The sequence below is a fragment of the Plasticicumulans lactativorans genome, from assembly GCF_004341245.1.
GTDB lineage: Bacteria > Pseudomonadota > Gammaproteobacteria > Competibacterales > Competibacteraceae > Plasticicumulans_A > Plasticicumulans_A lactativorans.
Window position 1 is genome coordinate 208,742 of the sequence record NZ_SLWY01000003.1, and the last position, 23,121, is coordinate 231,862.

The following is a 23,121-nucleotide window of genomic DNA, read 5'->3' on the forward strand; positions in this document are numbered from 1 at the left end:
GGCGACCGCCGGGCCGGACCGGGCGCCGCAGCGCCCGGCACACCACTGGAAGAGAACGACCATGACCCACGCACGACTGACCCTGGAACCCGGACACCTGAGCCTGGCCGAACTGCGCCGCATCTGGGCGCAGGCACCGGCGCTCGCGCTGGCGCCGTCGGCCTACCCGGCGATCGAGGCCGCCGCGGCGACGATCGCACGCATCGTCGCCAAGGGCGACGCCGCCTACGGCATCAACACCGGCTTCGGCAAGCTGGCGAAGACGCGCATCCCCGACCACCAGCTCGAACTGCTGCAGCGCAACCTGATCCTGTCGCACTCGGTCGGCACCGGCGAGCTGATCGACGACGCCGTGGTGCGGCTGATCCTGGCGCTGAAGATCGGCAGCCTGGCGCGCGGCCACTCGGGCGCGCGGCCGCTGATCATCGACACCCTGATCGCGCTGTACAACGCCGGCATCATGCCGTGCATCCCGGCCAAGGGTTCGGTGGGCGCCTCGGGCGACCTCGCGCCGCTCGCGCACATGACGCTCGCGCTGCTCGGCGAGGGCGAGGTGCGCGTGCAGGGCCGCGTGCAGCCGGCGGCCGAGGCGCTCGCCGCGGCCGGCATCGCCCCGGTGGCGCTCGCCGCCAAGGAAGGACTCGCGCTGATCAACGGCACGCAGGTGTCGACCGCGCTGGCACTGCACGGCCTGTTCATGGCCGAGCGCCTGCTCGAGGCCGGCGTGGCGGTCGGCGCGCTGGCGGTCGATGCCGCCAAGGGCAGCGACGCGCCGTTCGACCCGCGCGTGCACGCGGTGCGCGGCCAGCCGGGGCAGATCGCGCTGGCCGCGGTGTACCGCGAACTGCTCGCCGGCAGCGCGATCCGCCGCTCGCACCTGGCCAACGACGAGCGCGTGCAGGACCCGTACAGCCTGCGCTGCCAGCCGCAGGTGATGGGCGCCTGCCGCGACCTGATCGACCAGGCCGCGCGCACGCTGCTGATCGAGGCCAACGCGGTGACCGACAACCCGCTGGTCTACGCCGATGCCGGCGACGTGATCTCCGGCGGCAACTTCCACGCCGAGCCGGTCGCCTTCGCCGCCGACATGCTGGCGCTCGCCATCGCCGAGATCGGCGCGCTGTCGGAGCGGCGCATCGCGCTGCTGATCGACGCCTCGCTGTCGGGGCTGCCGCCGTTCCTGGTCGGCGAGGCGGGGATCAACTCCGGCTTCATGATCGCGCACGTCACCGCGGCGGCGCTCGCCTCGGAGAACAAGTCGCTGGCGCACCCGGCGAGCGTCGACAGCCTGCCGACCTCGGCCAACCAGGAGGACCACGTCAGCATGGCGACCTTCGGCGCCCGGCGCCTGCACGAGATGGCGCTGAACACCGCGACGATCGTCGGCATCGAATGGCTGGCGGCGGCGCAGGGGACCGAGTTCCACCGTCCGCTGGCGACCTCGCCGCGGCTGCAGGCGGTGCTGGCGAGCCTGCGCGCCGAGGTGCCGTTCTATGACGCCGACCGGCTGTTCGCGCCGGACATCGAGGCGGCGCGCCGGCTGGTGCTGCAGGGCGCGCCCGGTGCGGCCTGCCGCGCGCTGTTCGAGCCCGTCTGGGCGGCGTGACGGGGGGGCTGCGGCGATGCGACGGATGGCCGACATGAACGACTGGCAGGGCCGCGTCGATGCCGAGGAGGGCGCGCGCGGACGGCGCTGGCACCAGGTGGTGCGCGCGCTCGACGCGCCCGATGCCGGCGACGCCGGCGGCGTGGCGCTGATCGGCTTCGCCTGCGATGCCGGGGTGGCGCGCAACCACGGCCGCACCGGCGCCAGCGCGGGCCCGGCGGCGATCCGCGCGCTGCTCGGCAACCTGCCGGTGCGCCGCACCGAGTCGCTGGTCGATGCCGGTGACGTGGTGTGCGCATCGGCCGATCCGCACGCCGCCGACGACACCGCGCTGGAGGTCGCGCAGGCCGAGCTGGCGGAGGCGCTCGCCGGGCTGCTCGGGCGCGGGCTGTTCCCGCTCGGGCTCGGCGGCGGCCACGAGATCGCCTTCGGCTCCTTCGGCGGCCTGGCGCGGCACCTGGCGCAGCACGCGCCGGGGCGCGCGCCGCGCATCGGCATCGTCAACCTCGACGCGCACTTCGACCTGCGCCTGGCGGCGCGCGCGAGCTCCGGCACGCCGTTCCGGCAGATCGCCGAGGACTGCGCGGCGCGCGGCTGGCCGTTCCACTACTGCTGCCTCGGCGTCAGCGACTACGCCAACACCGAGGCGCTGTTCGAGCGCGCGCGGCAGCTCGGCACGGTGTGGCGGCGCGACGTCGACATGGACCTCGCCCAGCGCGAGGCCACGCTGGCGACGCTCGGCGCCTTCCTCGACGGCGTCGACCACGTCTACCTGACGATCTGCCTCGACGTGCTGCCGGCCGCGGTGGCGCCCGGCGTGAGCGCGCCGGCCGCGCGCGGCGTGGGGCTGGAGGTGATCGAGCCGCTGATCGACGCCGTGGTCGCCTCGGGCAAGCTGCGCCTGGCCGACGTGGCCGAGCTGAACCCGCGCTTCGACATCGACGCCCACACCGCGCGGGTGGCCGCGCGGCTGGTGGCGCGGGTGGCCGACGGCGTGGCCGCCGTGCGGCCGGCCGCGTGAGCCCGGCGATGCGCAGGCTGGGCCCCGCCGACTATCGCCGCATGCCGTGGAAGAACGGCGGCGGCGAGACCGTCGAGCTGGCGATCGCCCCGCCGGGCGCGGACCTGGCCGACTTCGACTGGCGCATCAGCAGCGCGCAGGTGTCGGCGGCGGGGCCGTTCTCGCCCTTCCCCGGCGTCGACCGCTCGCTCGCCGTGATCGACGGTGGGGCCTTGCTGCTGCACGTGGCGCCGGTCGACGAGGGGGCGGGGCCGCTGAGCGTGCGGCTCACGCCGGCGGACCCGCCGTTCGTCTTCGCCGGCGAGCAGGCGGTGACGGCCGAGCTGGCGGACCCCGACGCCGGGCCGCTGACCGATTTCAACGTGATGACCCGGCGCGGGCGCTGGGCGCATCGCCTGCAGTGCCTGCACGTGCAGGGGCGCGCCGAGCTCGCACCGGAGGGCGAGCTGCTGGTGCTGTACTGCGCCGGCGGCAGCGTCCGCTGCCGGGGCGGCGGCGCGTCGCTGGCGCTCGCGGCCGGCGAGGCGCTGATCGTCCCTGCAACCGGAGCACAGGGGCGAACCCTCGAACTGCACGCGGCGCCCGCCGCGTGCCTGTACGCCGCGCACCTCATGCAAACGGGAGCATGCCAGTGACTGAACAGAACCCGCCGGTCCCGGCCTGGGACACCCTGTGGCGCAATGTCCACCTCGCCACGCTGGCCGCACCCGGCGACTACGGCGAGATCCGTGACGCCGCGATCGCCGTGCGCGACGGGCGCATCGCCTGGCTGGGGCCGCGCGCCGCGCTGCCGGCCGGGGCGCGCGCCGCGGTCGAGCACGACGGCGGCGGCGCCTGGCTGACGCCGGGGCTGATCGACTGCCACACCCACATCGTCTACGGCGGCAACCGCAGCGACGAGTTCGAGGCGCGCCTGAACGGCGTGCCCTACGAGGAGATCGCGCGGCGCGGCGGCGGCATCGTGTCGACGGTGCGCGCCACGCGCGCGGCCAGCGCCGACGCGCTGCTCGCCGCCAGCCTGCCGCGGGTGGCCGGCCTGCTCGCCGAAGGCGTCACCACGCTCGAGATCAAGTCGGGCTACGGCCTCGACCTCGCCACCGAGCGGCGCATGCTGCAGGTGGCGCGCACGCTCGGCGAGCGGCTGCCGCTGCGCGTGCGCACGACCTTCCTCGGCGCCCACGCGCTGCCGCCGGAGTTCACCGGGCGCGCCGACGCCTACATCGACCTCGTCTGCGACGAGCTGCTGCCGACGCTCGCCGCCGAGGGGCTGGTGGATGCGGTCGATGCCTTCTGCGAGCGCATCGGCTTCAGCGTGGCGCAGACCGAGCGCGTGTTCGGCGTTGCCGCGCGGCTCGGGCTGCCGGTCAAGCTGCACGCCGAGCAGCTCTCCGACCAGGGCGGGGCGGCGCTGGTGGCGCGCTACCGCGGCCTGTCGGCCGACCACCTGGAGTACCTGTCGCCGGACGGCATCGCCGCGATGGCCGCCGCCGGCACCGTGGCGGTACTGCTGCCGGGGGCGTTCTACTGCCTGCGCGAGACCCGGCTGCCGCCGCTGCCGGCGCTGCGCGAGGCCGGCGTGGCGCTGGCGGTGTCGACCGACTGCAACCCCGGCACCTCGCCGCTGGGCTCGCTGCTGCTGGCGATGAACATGGCCTGCACGCTGTTCCGCCTGACGCCGCTGGAGGCGCTCGCCGGCGTCACCCGCAACGCCGCGCGGGCGCTCGGGCTCGCCGACCAGCTCGGCACGCTCGAAGTCGGCAAGGCGGCCGACTTCGCGCTGTGGGCGATCGACCGGCCGGGCGAACTCGCCTACGGCATCGGCCTCAACCCGTGCCGGCAGGTGGTGTCGGCGGGGGTGGCGCGCGCGCCGCACGGCCTGTCGTGAGGGCGCGCGCGGCGGCTCACACCAGGCCGTGGATCGTCTTCAGCTCCTGGTAGACCAGGCTCGACACCGCGCGGATGCAGTCGCCGCGGGTGCGCATGAAGTGCCCGTAGTCGGGCGCCAGGGAGCTGCGCTGGATGATGCCGGCGAAGGCGTAGGGGTATTCGCCGCCGCTGCGCCCGCGGGCGACGAGGATGCCCATGTCGCCGCACAGGCGCGCGGTGGTGCCGGTCTTGTCGTAGACCTCGGTGGTGCGGGCGACGCCGTCGGCGCCTTCGTAGAGGCGGTCGCGGTTGGGGATGTTCATCACCCGCAGCAGCTCGGTGGCGTTCGGGAAGCGGCGCGCCCACAGCGCCTGCATGAAGCGCGCGTAGTCGAGCGCCGAGGCGCGGTTGCGGTAGGTGCGCCCGCCGCCGGGGATGTACTCGAGCACCGCGGTCTGGCGGAACACGTCGGGCGCGAAGCGCCTGAGCGTGGCGTGCACGCCGGCCGGGCCGCCGCACAGTCGGATGAAGCCGTTGGTGGCGTCGTTGTCGCTGTGCACGATCATGTCTTCGAGCCGCGCGCGGCGCTCGACGGTATAGCGCAGCGCCGGCGTGCCGCGGGCGGACTGGATGAAGTACGCGGCGGCGACGAAGGGCTTGATCATGCTCGCCGCCTGCATGCCGGTGGAGGCGTTGATCGCCACCAGCGTGCGGTTCCAGGTGAGGTCGTGCACCACCCACGCGCTGGTCTCGCCGAGGCCGAGCAGGCCGGCGCTGCGCAGCTCGCCGAGGCGCTCCTGCACCTTGGCGTTGAGCAGCGGCGGCGGTGCCGGCGGCGCGGCGCGGGGCGTGGCCTTGCGCGGCGCGGCGGCCTTGCGGCGCGCGGGCGCCGGGGCGGCGGCGACCTTGGGCGCGGGCTTCGGCCGCGGTGCGGCGCGCGGGGGCGTCGTCTTCGCCGGGGCGGCGAAGGCGGGCAGTGCGGCGGCGGGTAACGCCACCAGGGCGAGCAGGAGGCGACGGCGCAGCAGGTCGGTCATCGGCGTGCGGAAACGGGCGGGGAGTGGATGCGCGAGTGTGCCGCAAGCGGCGGCGGGCGGCCAAGCCGGCTGCCCGCCGCGCGGGGGCGTCCTGTAGACTGCGCGGCTTTCCCGCGCAGTACCGGACCACGAGCCATGAGCGAATTCCTCCAGGAGATGAACCGGCGGCGCACCTTCGCCATCATCTCCCACCCCGACGCCGGCAAGACCACGCTCACCGAGAAGCTGCTGCTGTTCGGCGGCGCGATCCAGCTCGCCGGCACGGTCAAGGGCCGCAAGGCCGCGCGCCACGCCACCAGCGACTGGATGGAACTGGAAAAGCAGCGCGGCATCTCGGTGACCAGTTCGGTGATGCAGTTCCCCTACGGCAACCGCATCGTCAACCTGCTCGACACCCCCGGCCACGAGGACTTCTCCGAGGACACCTACCGCACGCTGACCGCGGTGGACTCGGCGCTGATGGTGATCGACTGCGCCAAGGGCGTCGAGGAGCGCACGATCAAGCTGATGGACGTGTGCCGGCTGCGCGACACGCCGATCATGACCTTCATCAACAAGCTCGACCGCGAGGGGCGCGAACCGCTGGAACTGCTCGACGAGGTCGAGAAGGTGCTGCGGATCCGCTGCGCGCCGGTCACCTGGCCGATCGGCATGGGGCGCGAGCTGAAGGGCGTCTACCACCTGCTCGAAGACTTCATCCACCTGTACGCGCCGTCGAAGGACGGGCGCATCAACGAGGGCGCGATCATCGCCGGCCTCGGCAGCGACGAGGCCGCCGCCGCCCTCGGCCCCGACGTGATCGACGCCCTGCGCGAGGAGATCGAGCTCGTGCAGGGCGCGGCCGATCCCTTCGATCACGCCGACTACCTCGCCGGGCGCCAGACGCCGGTGTACTTCGGCTCGGCGATCAGCAACTTCGGCGTGCAGGAGATGCTCGACGGCTTCTGTCGCTACGCCCCGCCGCCGCGCCCGCGCGCCGCCGACGCGCGCGCGGTCGCCCCGCACGAGGAGGCCTTCAGCGGCTTCGTGTTCAAGATCCAGGCGAACATGGACCCGCAGCACCGCGACCGCATCGCCTTCCTGCGCGTGTGCTCGGGGGTGTGGCGCGCGGGCATGAAGGCGCGCCACGTGCGCCTGGGGCGCGAGGTCAAGATCAGCGATGCGCTGACCTTCATGGCGGCCGAGCGCGAGCACGTCGCCGAAGCCTACCCCGGCGACATCATCGGCCTGCACAACCACGGCACCATCCGCATCGGCGACACCTTCACCGAAGGCGAGGCGCTCGCCTTCACCGGCGTGCCCGACTTCGCCCCCGAGCTGTTCCGCCGCGCGCGCCTGCGCGACCCGCTGAAGACCAAGGCGCTCGTCAAGGGGCTCGAACAGCTCTGCGAGGAAGGTGCGACCCAGCTGTTCAAGCCGCTGAACTCCAACGACCTGATCCTCGGCGCGGTCGGCGTGCTGCAGTTCGACGTCGCCGCCTACCGGCTGAAGAGCGAGTACAACACCGACTGCCTGTTCGAGAACGTCAACGTCACCACCGCGCGCTGGGTGAGCTGCGCCGACGCGAAGCGCTTCGAGGAATTCCGCAACAAGTGCTTCGACAACCTCGCGCTCGACCACCACGGCGAGCTGGTCTACATCGCGCCGACGCGGGTCAACCTGCAGCTCACGCAGGAGCGCTGGCCCGAGGTGCGCTTCAGCGCCACGCGCGAGCACGGCGCGCGCTGAACCCGGCGCGTGCCGGCCGGCGCGGGAGCGGCCGGCCGGCACGCGTCCGCTCCGCCGCCCTGCGCACGGGGCGACACAACGGTTTGCCCACGGCGGGCTTGTAAGGCAGAGTTGATAATAATTATCATCTGTCTTCGCTACCGAGAGAGGCTTGCCGGATGTCCACCCGCATGATCCGCATTTTCGCCTTCGCCGCCGCCTGCGTGGCCGTGGCGGCGCAGGCCGACGAGCTGCCGGCGTACAAGCTCACGGTCACCGACGCGGGCTTCGAGCCGAGCACGCTCGAGGTCACCGCCGGCCAGCGCTTCCGGCTCGACGTCACCAACGCCAGCAAGGCGCCCATCGAGTTCGAGAGCAAGCCGCTGAAGAAGGAGAAGATCATCGCCGCCGGCGCCAGCACGACGCTGGAGTTCCAGGCGCTGAAGCCGGGCGGGTACAAGTTCGTCAACGAGTTCCGCGAGACCGAAAAGGCGGGGCAGGGCGAGATCGTGGCGCACTGAGCGCCGCGCCGGGTACGGGTGAGGGCAACCGCGATGATGGGTGACGTGCTGTTCATCGTCTGGCGCGAGAGCGTCGAGGCGCTGCTGGTGGTGGGCATCCTCTACGCGTGGCTGCGCCGCCAGCCGGACGCGGCGCGCGGGCTGCGCTGGTTGTGGCTCGGCGTGGGTGTGGGCATCGGCCTCGCGTGCCTGCTGGGCGCGGCCCTGATGTACGCGGCGCAGTGGTTCGACGGCAATGCCGGCGACGTGTTCCAGCTCGCGATGGTGCTGGTCGCCTGTGCGCTGATCGTGCAGATGGTGGTGTGGATGCGCCGCCACGGCCGCACGCTGAAGTCCGAGCTCGAGCACGACATGCGCGACAGCTTCGAGACCGCCAACTGGTGGGGCATGGTCTCGGTGGTCGCGCTGGCGCTCGCCCGCGAGGGCAGCGAGACGGTGATCTTCCTGTTCGGCCTCGGCCTGCAGCAGCGCGGCGTCGACCAACTGGTGTTCGCGGGCTCCGCGCTCGCCGGCTTCGGTCTCGCCTTCGCCACCTTCCACCTGCTGCAGTTGGGCGGGCGGGTGCTGTCGTGGCGCGGCTTCTTCCGCGTCAGCGAGGCGCTGCTGCTGCTGCTCGGCGGCTCGCTGCTGGTGACCGGGGTGGAGAAGCTGATCGCGCTCGACTGGCTGCCGGCGCTGGTCGACCCGCTGTGGGACAGCTCGCGGCTGCTCGACGACGGCACCCGCGTCGGCGGCATCGTCGCGGCGCTGACCGGCTACCGTGCCCACCCGGCGCTGATGGTGCTGCTGCTGTACGCGCTCTACTGGCTGGTGGTGCGTCGCCTGCTGCGCAGCGCCACGCCGCGGCCGCCGCAGCAGGTCGCCAGCACCTGAGGGCGGCGTGCGCCCGGCGGCGGTGCGGTCGCGGGCCGCCGCCGGCTTCCCGTATCCTGTGGGTCCCGACCGATTCCGCCCGCTGGCGGCGCAGAGGACCCTGGCCATGAGCATCCGCATTTTCATCGACGGCGAAGCCGGCACCACCGGGCTGCAGGTCCGCAGCCGGCTGGCCGGCCGCCCCGAACTCGAACTGCTGTCGATCCCGGCCGAGCGCCGCAAGGACACCGGTGCCCGCCGCGAACTGCTCAACGCCGCCGACGTGGTCATCCTCTGCCTGCCCGACGAGGCGGCGGTCGAGGCGGTTGCGATGATCGACAATCCGCGCACCGTGGTGATCGACGCCAGCACCGCGCATCGCGTGGCCGAGGGCTGGACCTACGGTTTCCCGGAGCTGTCGGCCGCGCAGCGGGAGACGCTGAGCGCGTCGAAGCGCATCGCCAACCCCGGCTGCTACCCGACCGGTGCGATCGCCCTGCTGCGGCCGCTGCGCGACGCCGGCCTGCTGGCGGCCGACACGCGCCTCGCCGTCAGCGGCGTCTCGGGCTACTCGGGCGGCGGCAAGGCGCTGATCGAGATCCACGAGTCCGGCCAGGCCGAGCCCTTCGGCATGTACGCGCTGACGCTCGCCCACAAGCACCTGCCGGAGATGCGCCGCTACAGCCGGCTCGACCACGCGCCGCTGTTCTTCCCGGCGGTCGGGCATTTCGCACAGGGGATGCTGGTGACGGTGCCGCTGCACTACGAGCAACTGGCCGGCGCAGTGGACGGCGCGCGGCTGGTCGAGGTCTACCGCGCGCACTACGCCGGCGCGCGTTTCGTGCACGTGATGCCGCTCGGCGGCGCCGAGGCGCTCGAGCGCGGCGCCTTCCTGCGCCCCGACGCCCTCAACGACACCAACGACCTCGAACTCTTCGTGTTCGCCAACGACCGGGCGGGGCAGGCGCTGCTGGTGGCGCGCCTCGACAATCTCGGCAAGGGGGCCTCGGGGGCGGCGATCCAGTCGCTGAACCTGGTCAGCGGCCTGCCCGAGGCGGCCGGCCTCGGCAGCCGGCACTGACGCTCAGATCACGCCGTCGGCGCGCAGCGCGTCGAGCGCCGCGGCGTCGAGCCCGAGCCAGTCGCCGAGCACCTGCTCGGTGTGGCTGCCGACCGCGCCGCCCGGCCACGTGGTGGCGCCCGGCGTGGCCGCGAGCTTCGGCAGCAGCGCCGGGATGCTGAGCGGCGCGCCGTCGATCTCCACCCGCTCGAACAGCCCGCGGGCGTGGTAGTGCGGATCGGCGAACATGTCGGCGACGCTGTAGATCGGGCCGGCGGGCACCTGGGCCGCATCGAGCGCGGCGAGCACCTCGGTCAAGGTCAGCGTCGCGGTCCACGCCGACAGCGCGGCGTCGATCTCGGCCTCGTGCGTGACGCGGCCCGGGTTGGTGGCGAGCCGCGGGTCTTCGGCGAGATCGGGGCGGGCGGCGGCGTGCATCAGGCGCTTGTAGATCGAGTCGCCGTTGCCGCCGATGATCACGAACTTGCCGTCGCGACAGCGGTAGGTGTTGGTCGGCACGATCCCGGTCACCGTCGAACCCGACGGCTCGCGCACCACGCCGGCGCCGTCGTACTCCGGCACCACGCCTTCGAGCAGGTTGTAGACGGCCTCGAACAGCGCGACGTCGACCACCTGGCCCTGGCCGGTCTTGCCGCGCGCCTGCAGCGCGAGCAGCACGCCGAAGGCCGCGTGCAGGCCGGCGAGCGTGTCACCCAGGCTCAGGTTGGGCCGCACCGGGCGCTCGCCGGGCACGCCGTTGACGTAGCGCAGGCCGCCGTAGCCCTCGCAGACCGACGCATAGCCGGCCTTGTCGGCGGCGGGGCCGGTCTGCCCGTAGCCCGAGATGCGCGCGATCACCAGGCCGGGGTTGTCGGCCTTCAGCACCTCGGGGCCGAGGCCCCAGCGTTCGAGGGTGCCGGGCTTGAAGTTCTCGATCAGCACGTCGCAGCGCGCCGCGAGCCGCCGGGCGAGGTCGCGCCCGGCGGCGGTGCGCAGGTCGAGGCGCACGCTGCGCTTGTTGCGTCCGAGGCTGCGCCACCACAGCGAGGTGCCGTCGCGCAGCACGCGCCACTGGCGGATCGGGTCGCCGCCCGGCGGCTCGATCTTGATCACCTCGGCGCCGAAGTAACCGAGCAGCGTGCCCGCGAACGGGCCGGCGAGCAGTTGTCCGAGTTCCAGGACACGGAGGCCTTCGAGAGGGCGGGGAGCGGCGGTCATGGCGGGGCGTCCGGCGGCGGGCGGGCGCGCGGATTCTGGTGGGGGGCCGGCGCGGGCGTCAATCGGCCGGGCTGCGGCGCGCGGGACAAGCCGGGGCCGCGGTCCGTATAATTCCCGAACGTTACACTCGGACAAACGCCCCCCATGTCGACCCTGCCCGTTCCGCGCAACCTGTTCTCGCACCGCAAGTTCTGGGCGCACCGCTTGGGACCGGCGCCGTTCCTGCCGATGTCGCGTGCGGAGATGGATGCGCTCGGCTGGGATAGCTGCGACATCATCATCGTCACCGGCGACGCCTACGTGGATCACCCGAGCTTCGGCATGGCGGTGATCGGGCGCGTGCTCGAAGCCCAGGGCTTTCGCGTCGGCATCATCGCGCAGCCCGACTGGACCTCGGCCGCGGCCTTCCGTGCGCTGGGGCGGCCGAACCTGTTCTTCGGCGTGGCGGCGGGCAACATGGACTCGATGGTCAACCGCTACACCGCCGACCGGCGCGTGCGCTCGAACGACGCCTACACGCCGGACGACGCCGGCGGCAGGCGCCCCGACCGCGCGGTGATCGTCTATTCGCAGCGCTGCCGCGAGGCGTATGCGGAGGTGCCGGTGGTGATCGGCGGCATCGAGGCCAGCCTGCGACGCATCGCGCACTACGACTACTGGTCGGACAAGGTGCGCCGCTCGGTGCTGATCGACAGCAAGGCCGACCTGCTGGTGTACGGCAATGCCGAACGCGCCATCGTCGAGATCGCGCACCGCAGCGCCGCCGGCGAGCAGCCGCGCGCGATGACCGACATCCGCGGTACCGCCTTCGTGCGCAGCGGCGGCCTGCCCGAGGACTGGCTGGAGCTCGACTCGAGCACGATCGACACGCCCGGAGCGGTCGAGGCGCTGCCGAACCCCTATGCGGAAACACCGGCCGCTGCCGCCTGCGCGCCGCGCCCGTCCGGCGAGGCGGGCGGGCAGCCGCTGCGCTTCGAGCGCCGCGGCCGGCACCCGCGCGAGCGCACGGTGATCCGCCTGCCGGCGTTCGAGCAGGTGCGCGACGACCCGGTGCTGTACGCGCACGCCTCGCGCGCGCTGCACCTCGAAACCAACCCCGGCAACGCGCGGGCCCTGGTGCAGCGCCACGGCGACCGCGACGTCTGGCTGAACCCGCCGCCGCTGCCGCTCGGCACCGCGGAAATGGACCGCGTCTTCGACCTGCCGTACGCGCGCGTGCCGCACCCCGCCTACGGCGCCGCGCGCATTCCGGCCTACGAGATGATCCGCTTCTCGGTCAACATCATGCGCGGCTGCTTCGGTGGCTGTACGTTCTGCTCGATTACCGAGCACGAGGGGCGCATCATCCAGTCGCGCTCCGAGGATTCGATCCTGCGCGAGATCGAGGACATCCGCGACAAGACCCCGGGCTTCACCGGCGTGATCTCGGACCTCGGCGGCCCCACCGCCAACATGTACCGCCTGGCGTGCAAGTCGCCGGAGATCGAGCGCAGCTGCCGCAAGCTCTCGTGCGTGTGGCCCGACATCTGCTCGAACCTGAACACCGACCATGCGCCGCTGGTGCAGCTCTACCGCAAGGCGCGCAGCCTGCCGGGAATCAAGAAGATCCTGATCGCCTCGGGCCTGCGCTACGACCTCGCGGTACGCGACCCCGCCTACGTGAAGGAGCTCGTCACCCACCACGTCGGCGGCTACCTGAAGATCGCCCCGGAGCACACCGAGGCCGGGCCGCTGTCGAAGATGATGAAGCCGGGGATCGGCAGTTACGATCGCTTCAAGGCGATGTTCGAGCAGTTCTCGCAGGCGGCGGGCAAGGAGCAGTACCTGATCCCGTACTTCATCGCCGCACACCCCGGCACCAGCGACGAGGACATGATGAACCTCGCACGCTGGCTCAAGCGCAACGGCTTCCGCGCCGACCAGGTGCAGGCTTTCCTGCCGAGCCCGATGGCGCTGGCGACGGCGATGTACCATTCCGGGCGCAATCCACTGAAGGGCATCAAGCGCGAAGGGGGCGAGACGGTGGTGTCGCCGAAGGGACTGCGGCAGCGGCGCCTGCACAAGGCCTTCCTGCGCTACCACGATCCCGAAAACTGGCCGATGCTGCGCGAGGCGCTCAAGGCCATGGGACGCGCCGACCTGATCGGCAACGGCAAGCATCACCTGGTCCCCGCGTTCCAGCCGGCGGGAACCGGGCTCAGCGGCGGGGAGGGGCGGCGCGGCATCGGCAAGCGCCCGGCGCAGCAGCCCTTCACGACGCAGCACACCGGGTTGCCGCCGCGGGCCGATGGCACCCGCGTGCCGCGCGGCGGCGGGGCCCGAAACGACGAGGCCGCGCGGAGCGCGGCCTCGGGCAGGGGATTCGACAAGCGGCGGCGCCCTTGAGGCGCCCGTCGGTGCTCAGCGGGCGGAGGCGATCGTCACGGCGGTCGGCGACGGCGGCTGGCGGGCATCGAGCGGCACCAGCAACGAGACCACCGCCAGCGCGACCGCGAGCACCAGAACGCAGAGTTGCTTGGAATCCGGTTGGAATTTGGACATTTCGGACACCTCCCGTGCGGCCGGCGCCGCCATCTACCGTTCTCGAGTGCCGGGATTATCTATGAGCGAAATCGCCGCGTTGTTACAAGTCATGGCGCGTCTGCGCGACCCTGAACACGGCTGTCCCTGGGACCGTGAGCAGACCTATGCGAGCGTGGTGCCGCATACGCTCGAAGAGGCCTACGAGGTCGCCGATGCGATCGAGCGTGGCGACCTCGACCACCTGCGCGAGGAACTCGGCGACCTGCTGTTCCAGGTGGTGTTCTACGCGCAGATCGCGTCCGAACAGGGCCTGTTCGATTTCGCCGACGTCGCGCGCGGTATCACCGACAAGATGATCCGTCGCCATCCCCACGTGTTCGGCGACGCCAAGTTCCGTGACCGCGCGGAGCATAGCGCGGCGTGGGAGCAAATCAAGGCGGAAGAAGGCGGCGGGCGGCCGCCGCGCGTGCTCGCCGGCGTGCCCCTGGCGCTGCCCGCGCTGACGCGTGCCCTGAAACTGCAGAAGAAGGCCGCGCGGGTCGGTTTCGACTGGGGCAGCCTCGGCCCGGTGCTCGACAAGATCGACGAAGAGCTCCGCGAGATCCGTGCCGAAGTCGAGTGCGACGCCACGCCCGAGCGCCTCGCCGACGAGCTCGGCGACGTGCTGTTCGCGGTCGCCAACCTCGCGCGCCATCTCGGCGTCGACCCGGAAGCCGCGCTGCGCGGGACCAATGCGAAGTTCGAGCGCCGTTTCGCGCATGTCGAAGATCGCCTGGCCGCCGCCGGGCAGCTGCCCGAACAGGCCGGGCTCGCGGCAATGGATGCACTCTGGGACGAAGCGAAGCGCCGCGGGCTGTAGCGGGGCAGCGCGCCCCGCTGGCGCCGCCGGCGGCTACGGCGCGACCGCGGCGCGCTCGGCGGCGTCGAGCAGATCGTGCAGCGTGCGCCCGGCGAGCGTCTGCTCGACGGCGGCGTGCATCTCGGTGAGCAGGGTGCCGACGGCGTCGTGCGCGTCCGGCGTTCCCTGGATGGCGGCGAGTACGTCGGTGAGCGGCAGGGTGGCCGGGTCGCAACCCGGGGCCAGACCTCCCGCCGGCGCCGCGGTTTCGCGCAGCAGGCTGGCCGTGAGCAGGCGGTCGAGCACGACGTCGAGCTGGGTCTGCGCACAGCCGAGGCGGGTGGCGAGCGCCGGCGCGTCGGGCGGCGCGCGGCGCTGCCGGTAGGCGAGCCCGACTTCGATCAGCGCGCCGAAGGCGAGACGCTCGGCGCGCGTGGTGTCCTCGGGTGAGCGGTGCGGCGGGCGCTGCCAGGCGTGGGCGGCCTCGGCGCCGAGCAGCACGATCAGCCAGGCGACGTTGAGCCAGAGGATGAACAGCACGGCACCGGCGAAGCCCGAGTAGATCGCCGGGTAGTTGCCGGAATTGGCCATCAGCGTGCCGAACAGCTGCCCGACCACCAGCCACAGCAGCAGCGCGACGGCGCCGCCCACCACGGCGGCGACCGCGGGCACCCGCGTGTTGGGCAGGAAGCCGTAGAGAAAGGCGAAGGTGCACCCGCCGATCAGGTGGGGGAGGCCCTTCAGCAGCGCGCCACCCGCCTCGGCGAGCGGGGCGAAGGTGCCGAGGCCGAGTGCGCTCACCCAGCTGCGCACGGTGTCGGTGAGCCCGAGGGCGGCGAAGATCAGCACCGGCCCGATCAGCAGCACGCTCAGGTAGTCGGCGACGCGCCGGGCCGGCCCGCGCGCGGTCGGCACGCCCCAGATCGCGTTGAACGCGAGTTCGATCTTGTGGACGAGCGTGATCACCGAATAGAACAGCAGGATCAGGCCGACCCAGCCGAGCACGCCGACCTGCAGCCGTCCGACGAACTCGAGGATGCGCGCGGCGACCTCGTGGCCCTGCGTGCCGAGCGGCTCCAGGGCGCGGTCGAGCAGCGGCCCGAACACGTCTTGGGCGCCGAAGGCCTTGAGCACCGAGAAGCTGACCGCGAGCAGCGGCACCAGGGACAGCAGCGTCGTGTAGGCGAGGCTCGCCGAGCGGTCGAGCAGGTGCCCGTCGAGCAGCGCGCGCAGCAGGGCGGTGAAGACGCCGGCGCAGCGCCCGGCGCTCACGCCGAGCAGCGCGGCGACGCGTGCCTGTGCGTGCGTGAACGGATCCATGCCGGAGGAGGGCGTGTCAGGGTTCGAGGCGCTCGATCACCCAGCTGCCCTGCTCCAGCCGGTAGCGGATGCGGTCGTGCAGGCGGCTGGGACGCCCCTGCCAGAACTCGATGCGGTCGGGGGCGAGGCGGTAGCCGCCCCAGTAGTCGGGCATCGGCACGTCACCGTCGGCGTAGCGGGCTTCCAGCTCCGCGAAGCGCGCTTCGAGCGTGGTGCGATCGGCGATCACGTGGCTCTGCTGCGACGCCCACGCGCCGATCCGGCTGCCGAGCGGCCGGCTCATGAAGTAGGCGGCCGACTCGGCGCGGTCGAGCCGGGTCACCGTGCCCTCGATGCGCACCTGGCGCTCCAGCTCGACCCACCAGAAGCACAGTGCGGCGGTGGGGTTGGCGGCGAGTTCGCAGCCCTTGGCGCTCTCGTAGTTGGTGAAGAAGGTGAAGCCGCGGGCGTCGAAGCCTTTCAGCAGCAGCACCCGGGCGCGCGGGCGGCCCTCGGGGGTGACGGTCGCGACGGTCATCGCGTTGGGCTCGGTCACCTCGGCGCGGACGGCTTCCTCGAACCAGCGGGCGAACTGGCGTATCGGGTCGGGATCGACGTCGGCGCCGTCGAGCGAACCCAGGCAGTAGTTGCGACGCAGATCGGCGACGGAGATGGACACGTTGCGGCTCCTCGAATGGCGCGGCGGTCCGCCCGCCGCCGTGGACCTTACACCCTGGCACCCCGGCGCGGGGCCGAAACACCGACTACGCTAGGTGGCTCCGAAGCTGCCCCGGAGACCGATCATGGATACCAGCGCCCACAGCCTGAGCAACCTGTTCGTGCAACTCGGCCTGGCGGCCGATGCCGCCAGCATCGACCGCTTCATCGGCGAGCACCGCCTGGCCGCGGACGTACGCGTGGCCGATGCGCCGTTCTGGACGGCGGCGCAGGCCAGCTTCCTGCGCGAGGCCCTGGAAGAGGATTCCGACTGGGCCGAGGTGGTCGACGAACTGGAGGCGTGCCTGCACTGAGGCGGCCACGCCGCAGCGCCCGCCCCGGGCCGTCGCGGGTCGCCCGGGGCGGCTACGCCTCTACTCCTCGGACTTGCGCGACGCGCGCTTGCGCGCGTTCTCGTCCAGCAGCTTCTTGCGGATGCGCACCGAGCGGGGTGTCACCTCGACCAGTTCGTCGTCGTCGATGAACTCCAGCGCCTGCTCCAGCGTCATCCGCAGCGGCGGCGTCAGGATGATGTTCTCGTCCGAGCCGGCGGCGCGGATGTTGGTGAGCTGCTTGGCCTTCAGCGGGTTGACGACCAGATCGTTGTCGCGCGAGTGGATGCCGATGATCATCCCCTCGTAGACCTCGTCGCCGTGGCCGATGAACAGGCGGCCGCGCTCCTGCAGGTTGAACAGCGCGTACGCCAGCGCCTTGCCGGCGGCGTTGGCGATCAGCACGCCGTTGATGCGCGCGCCGAAGTCGCCGCGCTTGAGCGGGCCGTAATGGTCGAACACGTGGTACATCAGGCCGGTGCCACTGGTCGCGGTCATGAACTCGGTCTGGAAGCCGATCAGGCCGCGCGCCGGGATCACGTAGTCGAGCCGCACGCGCCCCTTGCCGTCCGGCACCATGTCCTTCAGCTCGCCGCCGCGCTCACCGAGCTTTTCCATCATCTTGCCCTGGTGCTGCTCCTCGACGTCGACCGTCAGGGTTTCCCAGGGCTCGCAGCGCTCGCCGTCGATCTCGCGGACGATGACCTCGGGGCGCGACACGCCGAGTTCGTAGCCTTCGCGGCGCATGTTCTCGATCAGGATCGCCAGGTGCAGTTCGCCGCGGCCGGACACCTTGAACTTGTCGGGGTCGTCCGTGTCCTCGACGCGCAGCGCGACGTTGTGGATCAGTTCGCGCTGCAGGCGCTCGCGGATCTGCCGCGAGGTGACGTACTTGCCTTCCTTGCCGGCGAAGGGTGAGTTGTTGACCTGGAAGGTCATGCTCACGGTGGGCTCGTCGACGGTCAGCGGCGGCAGCGGCTCGACCGCCGCCGGGTCGCAGAGGGTGTCGGAGATGTTGAGCTTCTCCATGCCGGTGAAGGCGATGATGTCGCCCGCCGACGCCTCGGGGAACTCGACGCGTTCGAGGCCGTGGAAGCCGAGGATCTGCAGCACGCGCCCCTGGCGGCGGCCGCCCTCGCGGTCCACCACGACCACCGGCGTGTTGGTGCGCACGCTGCCGCGCTTGATGCGGCCGATGCCGATCACGCCGACGTAGCTGTTGTAGTCGAGCGAGGAGACCTGGAGCTGGAACGGGCCGTCGATGTCGACGTCGGGGGCCGGCACGTGGTCGATGATCGCCTGGTACAGCGGCGTCATGTCGCCGGAGCGGATGTCCGGGTCGAGACCGGCGTAGCCGTTCAGCGCCGAGGCGTAGATCACCGGGAAATCGAGCTGTTCGTCGGTCGCGCCGAGGCGGTCGAAGAGATCGAAGGTCTGGTTCAGCACCCAGTCGGGGCGGGCGCCCGGGCGGTCGATCTTGTTGATCACCACGATCGGCTTGAAGCCCATCGCGAAGGCCTTCTGCGTCACGAAACGCGTCTGCGGCATGGGGCCGTCGACGGCATCGACCAGCAGCAGCACCGAATCGACCATGCTCAGCACGCGTTCGACTTCGCCACCGAAGTCGGCGTGGCCCGGCGTGTCGACGATGTTGATGCGGTAATCGTTCCAGCGGATCGCCGTGTTCTTGGCGAGGATCGTGATGCCGCGTTCCTTTTCGATGTCGTTCGAATCCATCATCCGCTCGGTCGGCACGGCACGTTCGTCGAGCGTGCCCGATTGCTGCAGGAGCTTGTCGACCAGCGTGGTCTTGCCATGGTCGACATGGGCGATGATGGCGATGTTGCGGAGCTTTGCGATCACGGGACCAATACCGGGGAGGGCGGAAACGCGCGGAGTATACCGGTTTGTGCGCTGCGGCAGGTGCCGGCGGACGCCGCAGAAATGAAAACCCCGCCAACTGGCGGGGTCGTCGAGTCGAAGCGTACGAAAGACGCCGATCAGGCGGGCTTCCGGACTATCGTGGCCTGCGGGCCCTTGGGGCCGGCCTTGGATTCGAACTCGACCTTCTCGCCCTCGGCGAGCGTCTTGAAGCCCTTGCCGTCGATGGCGGAGTAGTGGACGAACACATCGCCGCTGCCGTCTTCGGGGGCGATGAAGCCGAAACCCTTCGCCTCGTCAAACCACTTAACAGTTCCAGAACGCATTAAGACAACCTCTGAATAAAAAAACTACTGCTACTGCGCTGAACCAACCGGGCGCCGGGCAAAACGGGTGATGACGCGGCTCCAGGTAAAGATCGGCTATACGACGCTCATCTGCATGAACGCGGCGCCGAAAGTACGCGATGCCCGCACACGCGGCAAGCGAATTCGATGTCGTGCCGCACCATCGCCGCCAAAGCGACGGGCGCTCGTATAATCGCCGGCCCGTTCCCGCCCGCTGCCGCCATCCGTGGATACCCTTGCCGAACTGCAGTTTCGCCTCGCGGCCTGCCCGGTGCGCATGCGTGCCGGGCTCGCGCGCCGGCTCGACGGCCTGCGTCGGCGGCGGGCCGCCGGCAAGCCGATCGACCGCGGGCTCGCCGAACTGACGGCGGCGCTCGAGGCGGCGGTGGCCGCCTGCGCCGAACGCCGCGCCGCGCTGCCGCGGCCGACGTTCGATGACGGCCTGCCGGTCAACGGCCGGCGGGCGCAGATCGCGGCGGCGATCCGCGACCACCCGGTGGTGGTGGTGTGCGGCGAGACCGGCTCGGGCAAGACCACGCAGCTGCCGAAGATCTGCCTCGAACTCGGCTTCGGTGCCGCCGGACTGATCGGGCACACGCAGCCGCGGCGCATCGCCGCACGCTCGGTGGCGGCGCGCATCGCCGAGGAGCTGGGCGAACCGCCGGGGCGCCACGTCGGCTACAAGGTGCGCTTCTCCGACCACACCGGCCCCGAGTGCGCGGTCAAGCTGATGACCGACGGCATCCTGCTCGCCGAGACCCAGGGCGATCCGCTGCTCGAGGCCTACGAGGTGCTGATCGTCGACGAGGCGCACGAGCGCAGCCTCAACATCGACTTCCTGCTCGGTTACCTGAAGCGCATCCTGCCGCGCCGGCCCGACCTGAAGGTCGTGATCACCTCGGCGACGATCGACCCCGAACGCTTCGCCCGCCACTTCGACGGCGCCCCGGTGATCGAGGTGTCCGGGCGCACCTACCCGGTCGAGACCCGCTACCGCCCGCTGCTCGCCGAGGACGACGACGCGCGCGACCGCGACCTGCAGCAGGCGATCGTCGACGCGGTCGACGAGCTCTGGGCCGAAGGCCCCGGCGACGTGCTGGTGTTCCTCGCCGGCGAGCGCGAGATCCGCGAGACCGCCGAGGCGCTGCGCAAGCACCATCCGCCGGGCGTGGAGATCCTGCCGCTGTTCGCGCGCCTCGCCGCGGCCGAGCAGAACCGCGTGTTCCAGCCGCACGGCCGCCCGCGCATCGTGCTCGCCACCAACGTCGCCGAGACCTCGCTGACGGTGCCGGGGATCCGCTACGTGGTCGATCCCGGCACGGCACGCATCAGCCGCTACAGCTACCGCGCCAAGATCCAGCGCCTGCCGGTCGAACGCATCAGCCAGGCGAGCGCCGCGCAGCGTGCCGGGCGCTGCGGCCGGGTGCAGGCCGGCGTGTGCATGCGCCTGTACGGCGAGGACGACTTCGCCGCGCGGCCGCGCTTCACCGAGCCCGAGATCCTGCGCACCAACCTCGCCGCGGTGATCCTGCAGATGGCGGCGCTGAACCTCGGCGATCCGGCCGAGTTCCCGTTCGTGGAGCCGCCCGACGCGCGCCTCCTCAACGACGGCTACCAGTTGCTGCAGGAGCTGCAGGCGGTCGACGCCCGCCGGCAGCTGACGCCGCTCGGCCGCGAGCTGGCGCGGCTGCCGCTCGACCCGCGCCTCGGCCGCATGGTGCTCGCCGCGCGCGACGAGGGCTGTGTTGCCGACGTGCTGGTGATCGCCAGCGCGCTGGCGCTGCAGGACCCGCGCGAGCGGCCGCTCGACGCCCGCCAGGCGGCCGACGAGCGCCACCGGCGCTTTCGCGACGAGCGCTCCGACTTCCTCGCGCTGCTGCGGCTGTGGGACTGGTGGCATGCGCAGGCGCGGCGGCTGTCGAAGTCGAAGCTGCGCGAGCTCGCGCGGACGAATTTCCTGTCGTTCGTGCGCCTGCGCGAGTGGCACGAACTGCACGCGCAGCTCGCCGAACTGGTCGCAGGCATGGGCCTGAAGCTCGAAGCACGGGTAGCGGCGCCGCCCCCGCCCGAACCCGGCCAGCGACGCGACGAACACCCCGAGGCAGCGCCGTGGCCTCCCAACGCCGCGGCGCTGCACCGCGCGCTGCTCACCGGCCTGCTCGGCCAGGTCGGCCTGCGCCAGGAGGACGGTGCCTACCTCGGCGCGCGCGGCCGCAGCTTCCACGTGTTCCCCGGTTCGGGGCTCGCCAGGAAGCCGCCGCGGTGGGTGATGGCCGCCGAGATCGTCGAAACCGCGAAGATCTACGCACGCACCTGCGCGCGCATCGAGCCCGAGTGGATCGAGCCGCTCGCCGGGCACCTGCTCAAGCGCAGCTACAGCGAGCCGCACTGGGAGAAGCGCGCCGCGCAGGTCGCCGCGAAGGAGCGCGTGACCCTCTACGGCCTGCCGGTGGTGGTCGGCCGGCGCGTCAACTACGGCCCGCTCGACCCGGCGCTCGCGCGCCAGCTGTTCATCCGCCACGCGCTGGTGGAGCGCGACTTCACCTGCGGCGCGGCGTTCTTCCACGACAACGCCGCGCTGATCGCGGCGATCGAGGCGCTCGAGACCAAGGCCCGGCGGCGCGACGTGCTGGTCGACGAGGAGGATCTCTACCGCTTCTACGACGCGCGCATCCCGGCGGGCATCTACAGCGGCCCGGCCTTCTTCAAGTGGCTGAAAGTCGCCGAGCGCGACGACCCGCACGTGCTGCACCTCACGCGCGAGGTGCTGATGGCGCACGCTGCCGCCGACGTCACCGACGCGCGCTTCCCCGATCACCTGCTGCTGAACGGCGTGGCCTTCCCGCTCGAATACCGCTTTGAGCCGGGCGCGGCCGACGACGGCGTGACCCTGGTGGTGCCGCTCGCCGCGCTCAACCAGGTGCCGGCGGCGCGCTGCGAGTGGCTGGTGCCGGGGCTGCTGCCGGAGCGCATCGCGGCGCTGCTGAAGTCGCTGCCGAAGACGCTGCGCCGGCACTTCGTGCCGGTGCCCGACACCGTCGAGCAGTTGATGCAGGCGCTGGCCCCGGCCGACCGGCCGCTCGCCGAGGCGATGGCGGCGGAACTGACGCGCAGCACCGGGGTGCCCGTTCCCGACGATGCCTGGCACGCCGACGCCCTGCCGCCGCACCTGGCGATGAACTTCCGCGTGGTCGACCCCGCCGGCCAGGTGCTCGGCGAGGGGCGCGACCTGCCCGCGCTGCGCCGCACGCTGGGCGATGCCGCCCGCACCAGCTTCGGCGCGCTGGCGAGCGCGCTGGCCGCCGCGGGCGCGCAGGCGCCGGCGACCCGCGCAGGCGCGCCGGCGCCGGCCACAGGCGACCGGGCGGCGCAGCGCGGGCCGCGCACGCCGGCGGCCGTGCCCGCCGACGATCCGGTCGCCCGCCTGGAGCGCGCCGACGTCGGCGACTGGGACTTCGGCCCGCTGCCGGACGAGCTCACCTTCGTGCGCAACGGCGTCACCCTCAAGGGCTACCCGGCGCTGGTGGCGGAAGGGGAGCGGCTCGCGCTGCGCGTGCTCGACGCCCCCGAGCGCGCCGCCGCGGCGCACCGCGAGGGGCTGCGGCGGCTGATTGCGCTGCGTGCCCGCGAGCCGGTCAAGCACCTGCGCCGCAACCTGCCGGGGCTCGCCGCGATGGCCCTGCATTTCGTCAAGGCCGGCACGCAGGAGGAACTGCGCGAGGACCTGATGGGCGCGATCGTCGACCGCGCCTTCCTCGCCGACGGCCTGCCGCGCGAGCGCGCGGCCTTCGAGCGCGCCCTCGAACACGGCCGCGGCCGCCTGATGGCGATCGCGAACGAGGTCTGCGCGCAGGTGGCGCAGGCGCTCGCGAGCTACCACGAGATCCGCAAGCGCATCGGCGGGCAGGTGCCGCTGGCGTGGATGGAGGCCGTCGCCGACATCCGCGGGCAGCTCGACGCGCTGGTCCATCCGGGCTTCGTCAGCGCCACGCCGGCGGCGGCGCTGCGCCGGCTGCCGGTCTACCTGAAGGCGGTGGAGCTGCGCCTGCAGCGCCTGAACGGCCAGCTCGACAAGGACCGTGCCCGCCGCGCCGAGATCCAGCGCCTGTGGAACGCCTACCGCCAGTGCGCCGAGCGCCAGGCCCGGCGCGGCGGCCACGACCCGGAGCTCGACCACCTGCGCTGGATGATCGAGGAGCTGCGCGTGTCGCAGTTCGCCCAGGAGCTCAGGACCGCCTATCCGGTGTCGGCGAAGCGCGTCGAGGAGCAGCTCGCGAAGCTGCGCCCGTGACGCGC

The 23,121-nt window shown here is 72.2% G+C and carries 19 protein-coding genes; 12 read left to right on the top strand and 7 right to left on the bottom strand.

All coding sequences use genetic code 11. The features are described from left to right. The first annotated feature begins 61 nt into the window (after nt 1-61). Genes hutH through hutI form a run of 4 tightly spaced genes read left to right on the top strand, consistent with a single transcriptional unit; the run spans nt 62 to nt 4,512 of the window. A complete protein-coding gene (hutH, locus tag EV699_RS03365; protein WP_132538944.1) occupies nt 62-1,606 on the top strand; it encodes a histidine ammonia-lyase in 1,545 nt (514 codons plus the stop codon). Nucleotides 1,607-1,622: 16 nt separating this feature from the next. Beyond that, nucleotides 1,623-2,627: a formimidoylglutamase gene (gene hutG / locus EV699_RS03370; RefSeq protein WP_132538946.1), complete on the top strand. Its 1,005-nt coding sequence runs from the start codon at nt 1,623-1,625 to the stop codon at nt 2,625-2,627. Nucleotides 2,628-2,635: 8 nt separating this feature from the next. Further along, complete coding sequence (locus EV699_RS03375) at nt 2,636-3,262, top strand: HutD/Ves family protein (protein WP_132538948.1); 627 nt, start codon at nt 2,636-2,638, stop codon at nt 3,260-3,262. Then, nucleotides 3,259-4,512 (top strand): imidazolonepropionase, encoded by a 1,254-nt coding sequence (gene hutI / locus EV699_RS03380; RefSeq protein ID WP_243662536.1) that lies wholly within the window; start codon nt 3,259-3,261, stop codon nt 4,510-4,512. The genes EV699_RS03375 and hutI overlap by 4 nt, the downstream gene beginning before the upstream one ends. A gap of 16 nt (nt 4,513-4,528) precedes the next feature. On the opposite strand, the gene EV699_RS03385 is transcribed toward hutI, so the two are convergent. Beyond that, on the bottom strand, nt 4,529-5,530 hold the full coding sequence (locus EV699_RS03385; RefSeq protein ID WP_132538952.1) for a serine hydrolase: 1,002 nt from the start codon (nt 5,528-5,530) through the stop codon (nt 4,529-4,531). Between the two features lie 135 nt (nt 5,531-5,665). Between EV699_RS03385 and EV699_RS03390 the strand changes: the two genes are divergently transcribed. From EV699_RS03390 to argC, 4 genes are all read left to right on the top strand, one after another. Then, a complete protein-coding gene (locus tag EV699_RS03390; RefSeq protein WP_132538954.1) occupies nt 5,666-7,258 on the top strand; it encodes a peptide chain release factor 3 in 1,593 nt (530 codons plus the stop codon). A 170-nt stretch (nt 7,259-7,428) separates the two neighbouring features. After that, a complete protein-coding gene (locus tag EV699_RS03395) occupies nt 7,429-7,758 on the top strand; it encodes a cupredoxin domain-containing protein (RefSeq protein WP_132538956.1) in 330 nt (109 codons plus the stop codon). A 36-nt stretch (nt 7,759-7,794) separates the two neighbouring features. Continuing rightward, nucleotides 7,795-8,631 carry an FTR1 family iron permease gene (locus tag EV699_RS03400; RefSeq protein WP_132539019.1) on the top strand — a complete coding sequence of 279 codons (837 nt, stop codon included), beginning with the start codon at nt 7,795-7,797 and terminating at the stop codon, nt 8,629-8,631. Between the two features lie 100 nt (nt 8,632-8,731). After that, complete coding sequence (gene argC, locus EV699_RS03405; protein WP_243662545.1) at nt 8,732-9,691, top strand: N-acetyl-gamma-glutamyl-phosphate reductase; 960 nt, start codon at nt 8,732-8,734, stop codon at nt 9,689-9,691. Nucleotides 9,692-9,694: 3 nt separating this feature from the next. Here argC and EV699_RS03410 read toward each other — a convergent pair whose 3' ends face one another. Beyond that, entirely contained in the window at nt 9,695-10,888 is a 1,194-nt protein-coding gene (locus tag EV699_RS03410) for a CaiB/BaiF CoA transferase family protein (protein WP_132538961.1), read from the bottom strand. Nucleotides 10,889-11,032: 144 nt separating this feature from the next. On the opposite strand from EV699_RS03410, the gene EV699_RS03415 reads away from it, so the two are divergent. After that, on the top strand, nt 11,033-13,273 hold the full coding sequence (locus EV699_RS03415) for a YgiQ family radical SAM protein (RefSeq protein ID WP_132538963.1): 2,241 nt from the start codon (nt 11,033-11,035) through the stop codon (nt 13,271-13,273). Between the two features lie 15 nt (nt 13,274-13,288). On the opposite strand, the gene EV699_RS19815 is transcribed toward EV699_RS03415, so the two are convergent. Next, a complete protein-coding gene (locus EV699_RS19815) occupies nt 13,289-13,429 on the bottom strand; it encodes a hypothetical protein (protein WP_165904009.1) in 141 nt (46 codons plus the stop codon). A gap of 61 nt (nt 13,430-13,490) precedes the next feature. Here EV699_RS19815 and mazG point away from each other — a divergent pair, with 61 nt between their 5' ends. Beyond that, nucleotides 13,491-14,270, top strand: coding sequence for a nucleoside triphosphate pyrophosphohydrolase (gene mazG / locus EV699_RS03420; protein ID WP_132539021.1), 780 nt, complete (start codon nt 13,491-13,493; stop codon nt 14,268-14,270). A gap of 33 nt (nt 14,271-14,303) precedes the next feature. Here mazG and EV699_RS03425 read toward each other — a convergent pair whose 3' ends face one another. Next, nucleotides 14,304-15,569, bottom strand: coding sequence for a YhjD/YihY/BrkB family envelope integrity protein (locus EV699_RS03425; RefSeq protein WP_132538965.1), 1,266 nt, complete (start codon nt 15,567-15,569; stop codon nt 14,304-14,306). Between the two features lie 16 nt (nt 15,570-15,585). Then, entirely contained in the window at nt 15,586-16,221 is a 636-nt protein-coding gene (gene pdxH, locus EV699_RS03430) for a pyridoxamine 5'-phosphate oxidase (protein ID WP_132539023.1), read from the bottom strand. A 130-nt stretch (nt 16,222-16,351) separates the two neighbouring features. Here pdxH and EV699_RS03435 point away from each other — a divergent pair, with 130 nt between their 5' ends. After that, nucleotides 16,352-16,579 carry a DUF2789 domain-containing protein gene (locus tag EV699_RS03435; protein ID WP_132538968.1) on the top strand — a complete coding sequence of 76 codons (228 nt, stop codon included), beginning with the start codon at nt 16,352-16,354 and terminating at the stop codon, nt 16,577-16,579. Nucleotides 16,580-16,639: 60 nt separating this feature from the next. Here the strand turns inward: EV699_RS03435 and typA are convergent, their stop codons facing one another. After that, nucleotides 16,640-18,460, bottom strand: a complete 1,821-nt coding sequence (gene typA, locus EV699_RS03440) for a translational GTPase TypA (protein WP_132538970.1) — start codon at nt 18,458-18,460, stop codon at nt 16,640-16,642. Between the two features lie 137 nt (nt 18,461-18,597). Beyond that, complete coding sequence (locus EV699_RS03445) at nt 18,598-18,804, bottom strand: cold-shock protein (protein WP_132538972.1); 207 nt, start codon at nt 18,802-18,804, stop codon at nt 18,598-18,600. Nucleotides 18,805-19,051: 247 nt separating this feature from the next. On the opposite strand from EV699_RS03445, the gene hrpA reads away from it, so the two are divergent. Then, nucleotides 19,052-23,116, top strand: coding sequence for an ATP-dependent RNA helicase HrpA (gene hrpA / locus EV699_RS03450; RefSeq protein WP_243662537.1), 4,065 nt, complete (start codon nt 19,052-19,054; stop codon nt 23,114-23,116). Nucleotides 23,117-23,121: the final 5 nt, after the last annotated feature.

Coding starts and splice junctions, on each gene's coding strand:
- mazG (WP_132539021.1), top strand. CDS start 13,491: ATGAGCGAAATCGCCGCGTTGTTACAAGTCATGGCGCGTCTGCGCGAC.
- hutH (WP_132538944.1), top strand. CDS start 62: ATGACCCACGCACGACTGACCCTGGAACCCGGACACCTGAGCCTGGCC.
- EV699_RS03400 (WP_132539019.1), top strand. CDS start 7,795: ATGGGTGACGTGCTGTTCATCGTCTGGCGCGAGAGCGTCGAGGCGCTG.
- EV699_RS03435 (WP_132538968.1), top strand. CDS start 16,352: ATGGATACCAGCGCCCACAGCCTGAGCAACCTGTTCGTGCAACTCGGC.
- hutG (WP_132538946.1), top strand. CDS start 1,623: ATGCGACGGATGGCCGACATGAACGACTGGCAGGGCCGCGTCGATGCC.
- EV699_RS03390 (WP_132538954.1), top strand. CDS start 5,666: ATGAGCGAATTCCTCCAGGAGATGAACCGGCGGCGCACCTTCGCCATC.
- EV699_RS03375 (WP_132538948.1), top strand. CDS start 2,636: ATGCGCAGGCTGGGCCCCGCCGACTATCGCCGCATGCCGTGGAAGAAC.
- EV699_RS03385 (WP_132538952.1), bottom strand. CDS start 5,530: ATGACCGACCTGCTGCGCCGTCGCCTCCTGCTCGCCCTGGTGGCGTTA.
- EV699_RS03415 (WP_132538963.1), top strand. CDS start 11,033: ATGTCGACCCTGCCCGTTCCGCGCAACCTGTTCTCGCACCGCAAGTTC.
- EV699_RS03395 (WP_132538956.1), top strand. CDS start 7,429: ATGATCCGCATTTTCGCCTTCGCCGCCGCCTGCGTGGCCGTGGCGGCG.
- EV699_RS03445 (WP_132538972.1), bottom strand. CDS start 18,804: ATGCGTTCTGGAACTGTTAAGTGGTTTGACGAGGCGAAGGGTTTCGGC.
- EV699_RS03425 (WP_132538965.1), bottom strand. CDS start 15,569: ATGGATCCGTTCACGCACGCACAGGCACGCGTCGCCGCGCTGCTCGGC.
- EV699_RS03410 (WP_132538961.1), bottom strand. CDS start 10,888: ATGACCGCCGCTCCCCGCCCTCTCGAAGGCCTCCGTGTCCTGGAACTC.
- EV699_RS19815 (WP_165904009.1), bottom strand. CDS start 13,429: ATGTCCAAATTCCAACCGGATTCCAAGCAACTCTGCGTTCTGGTGCTC.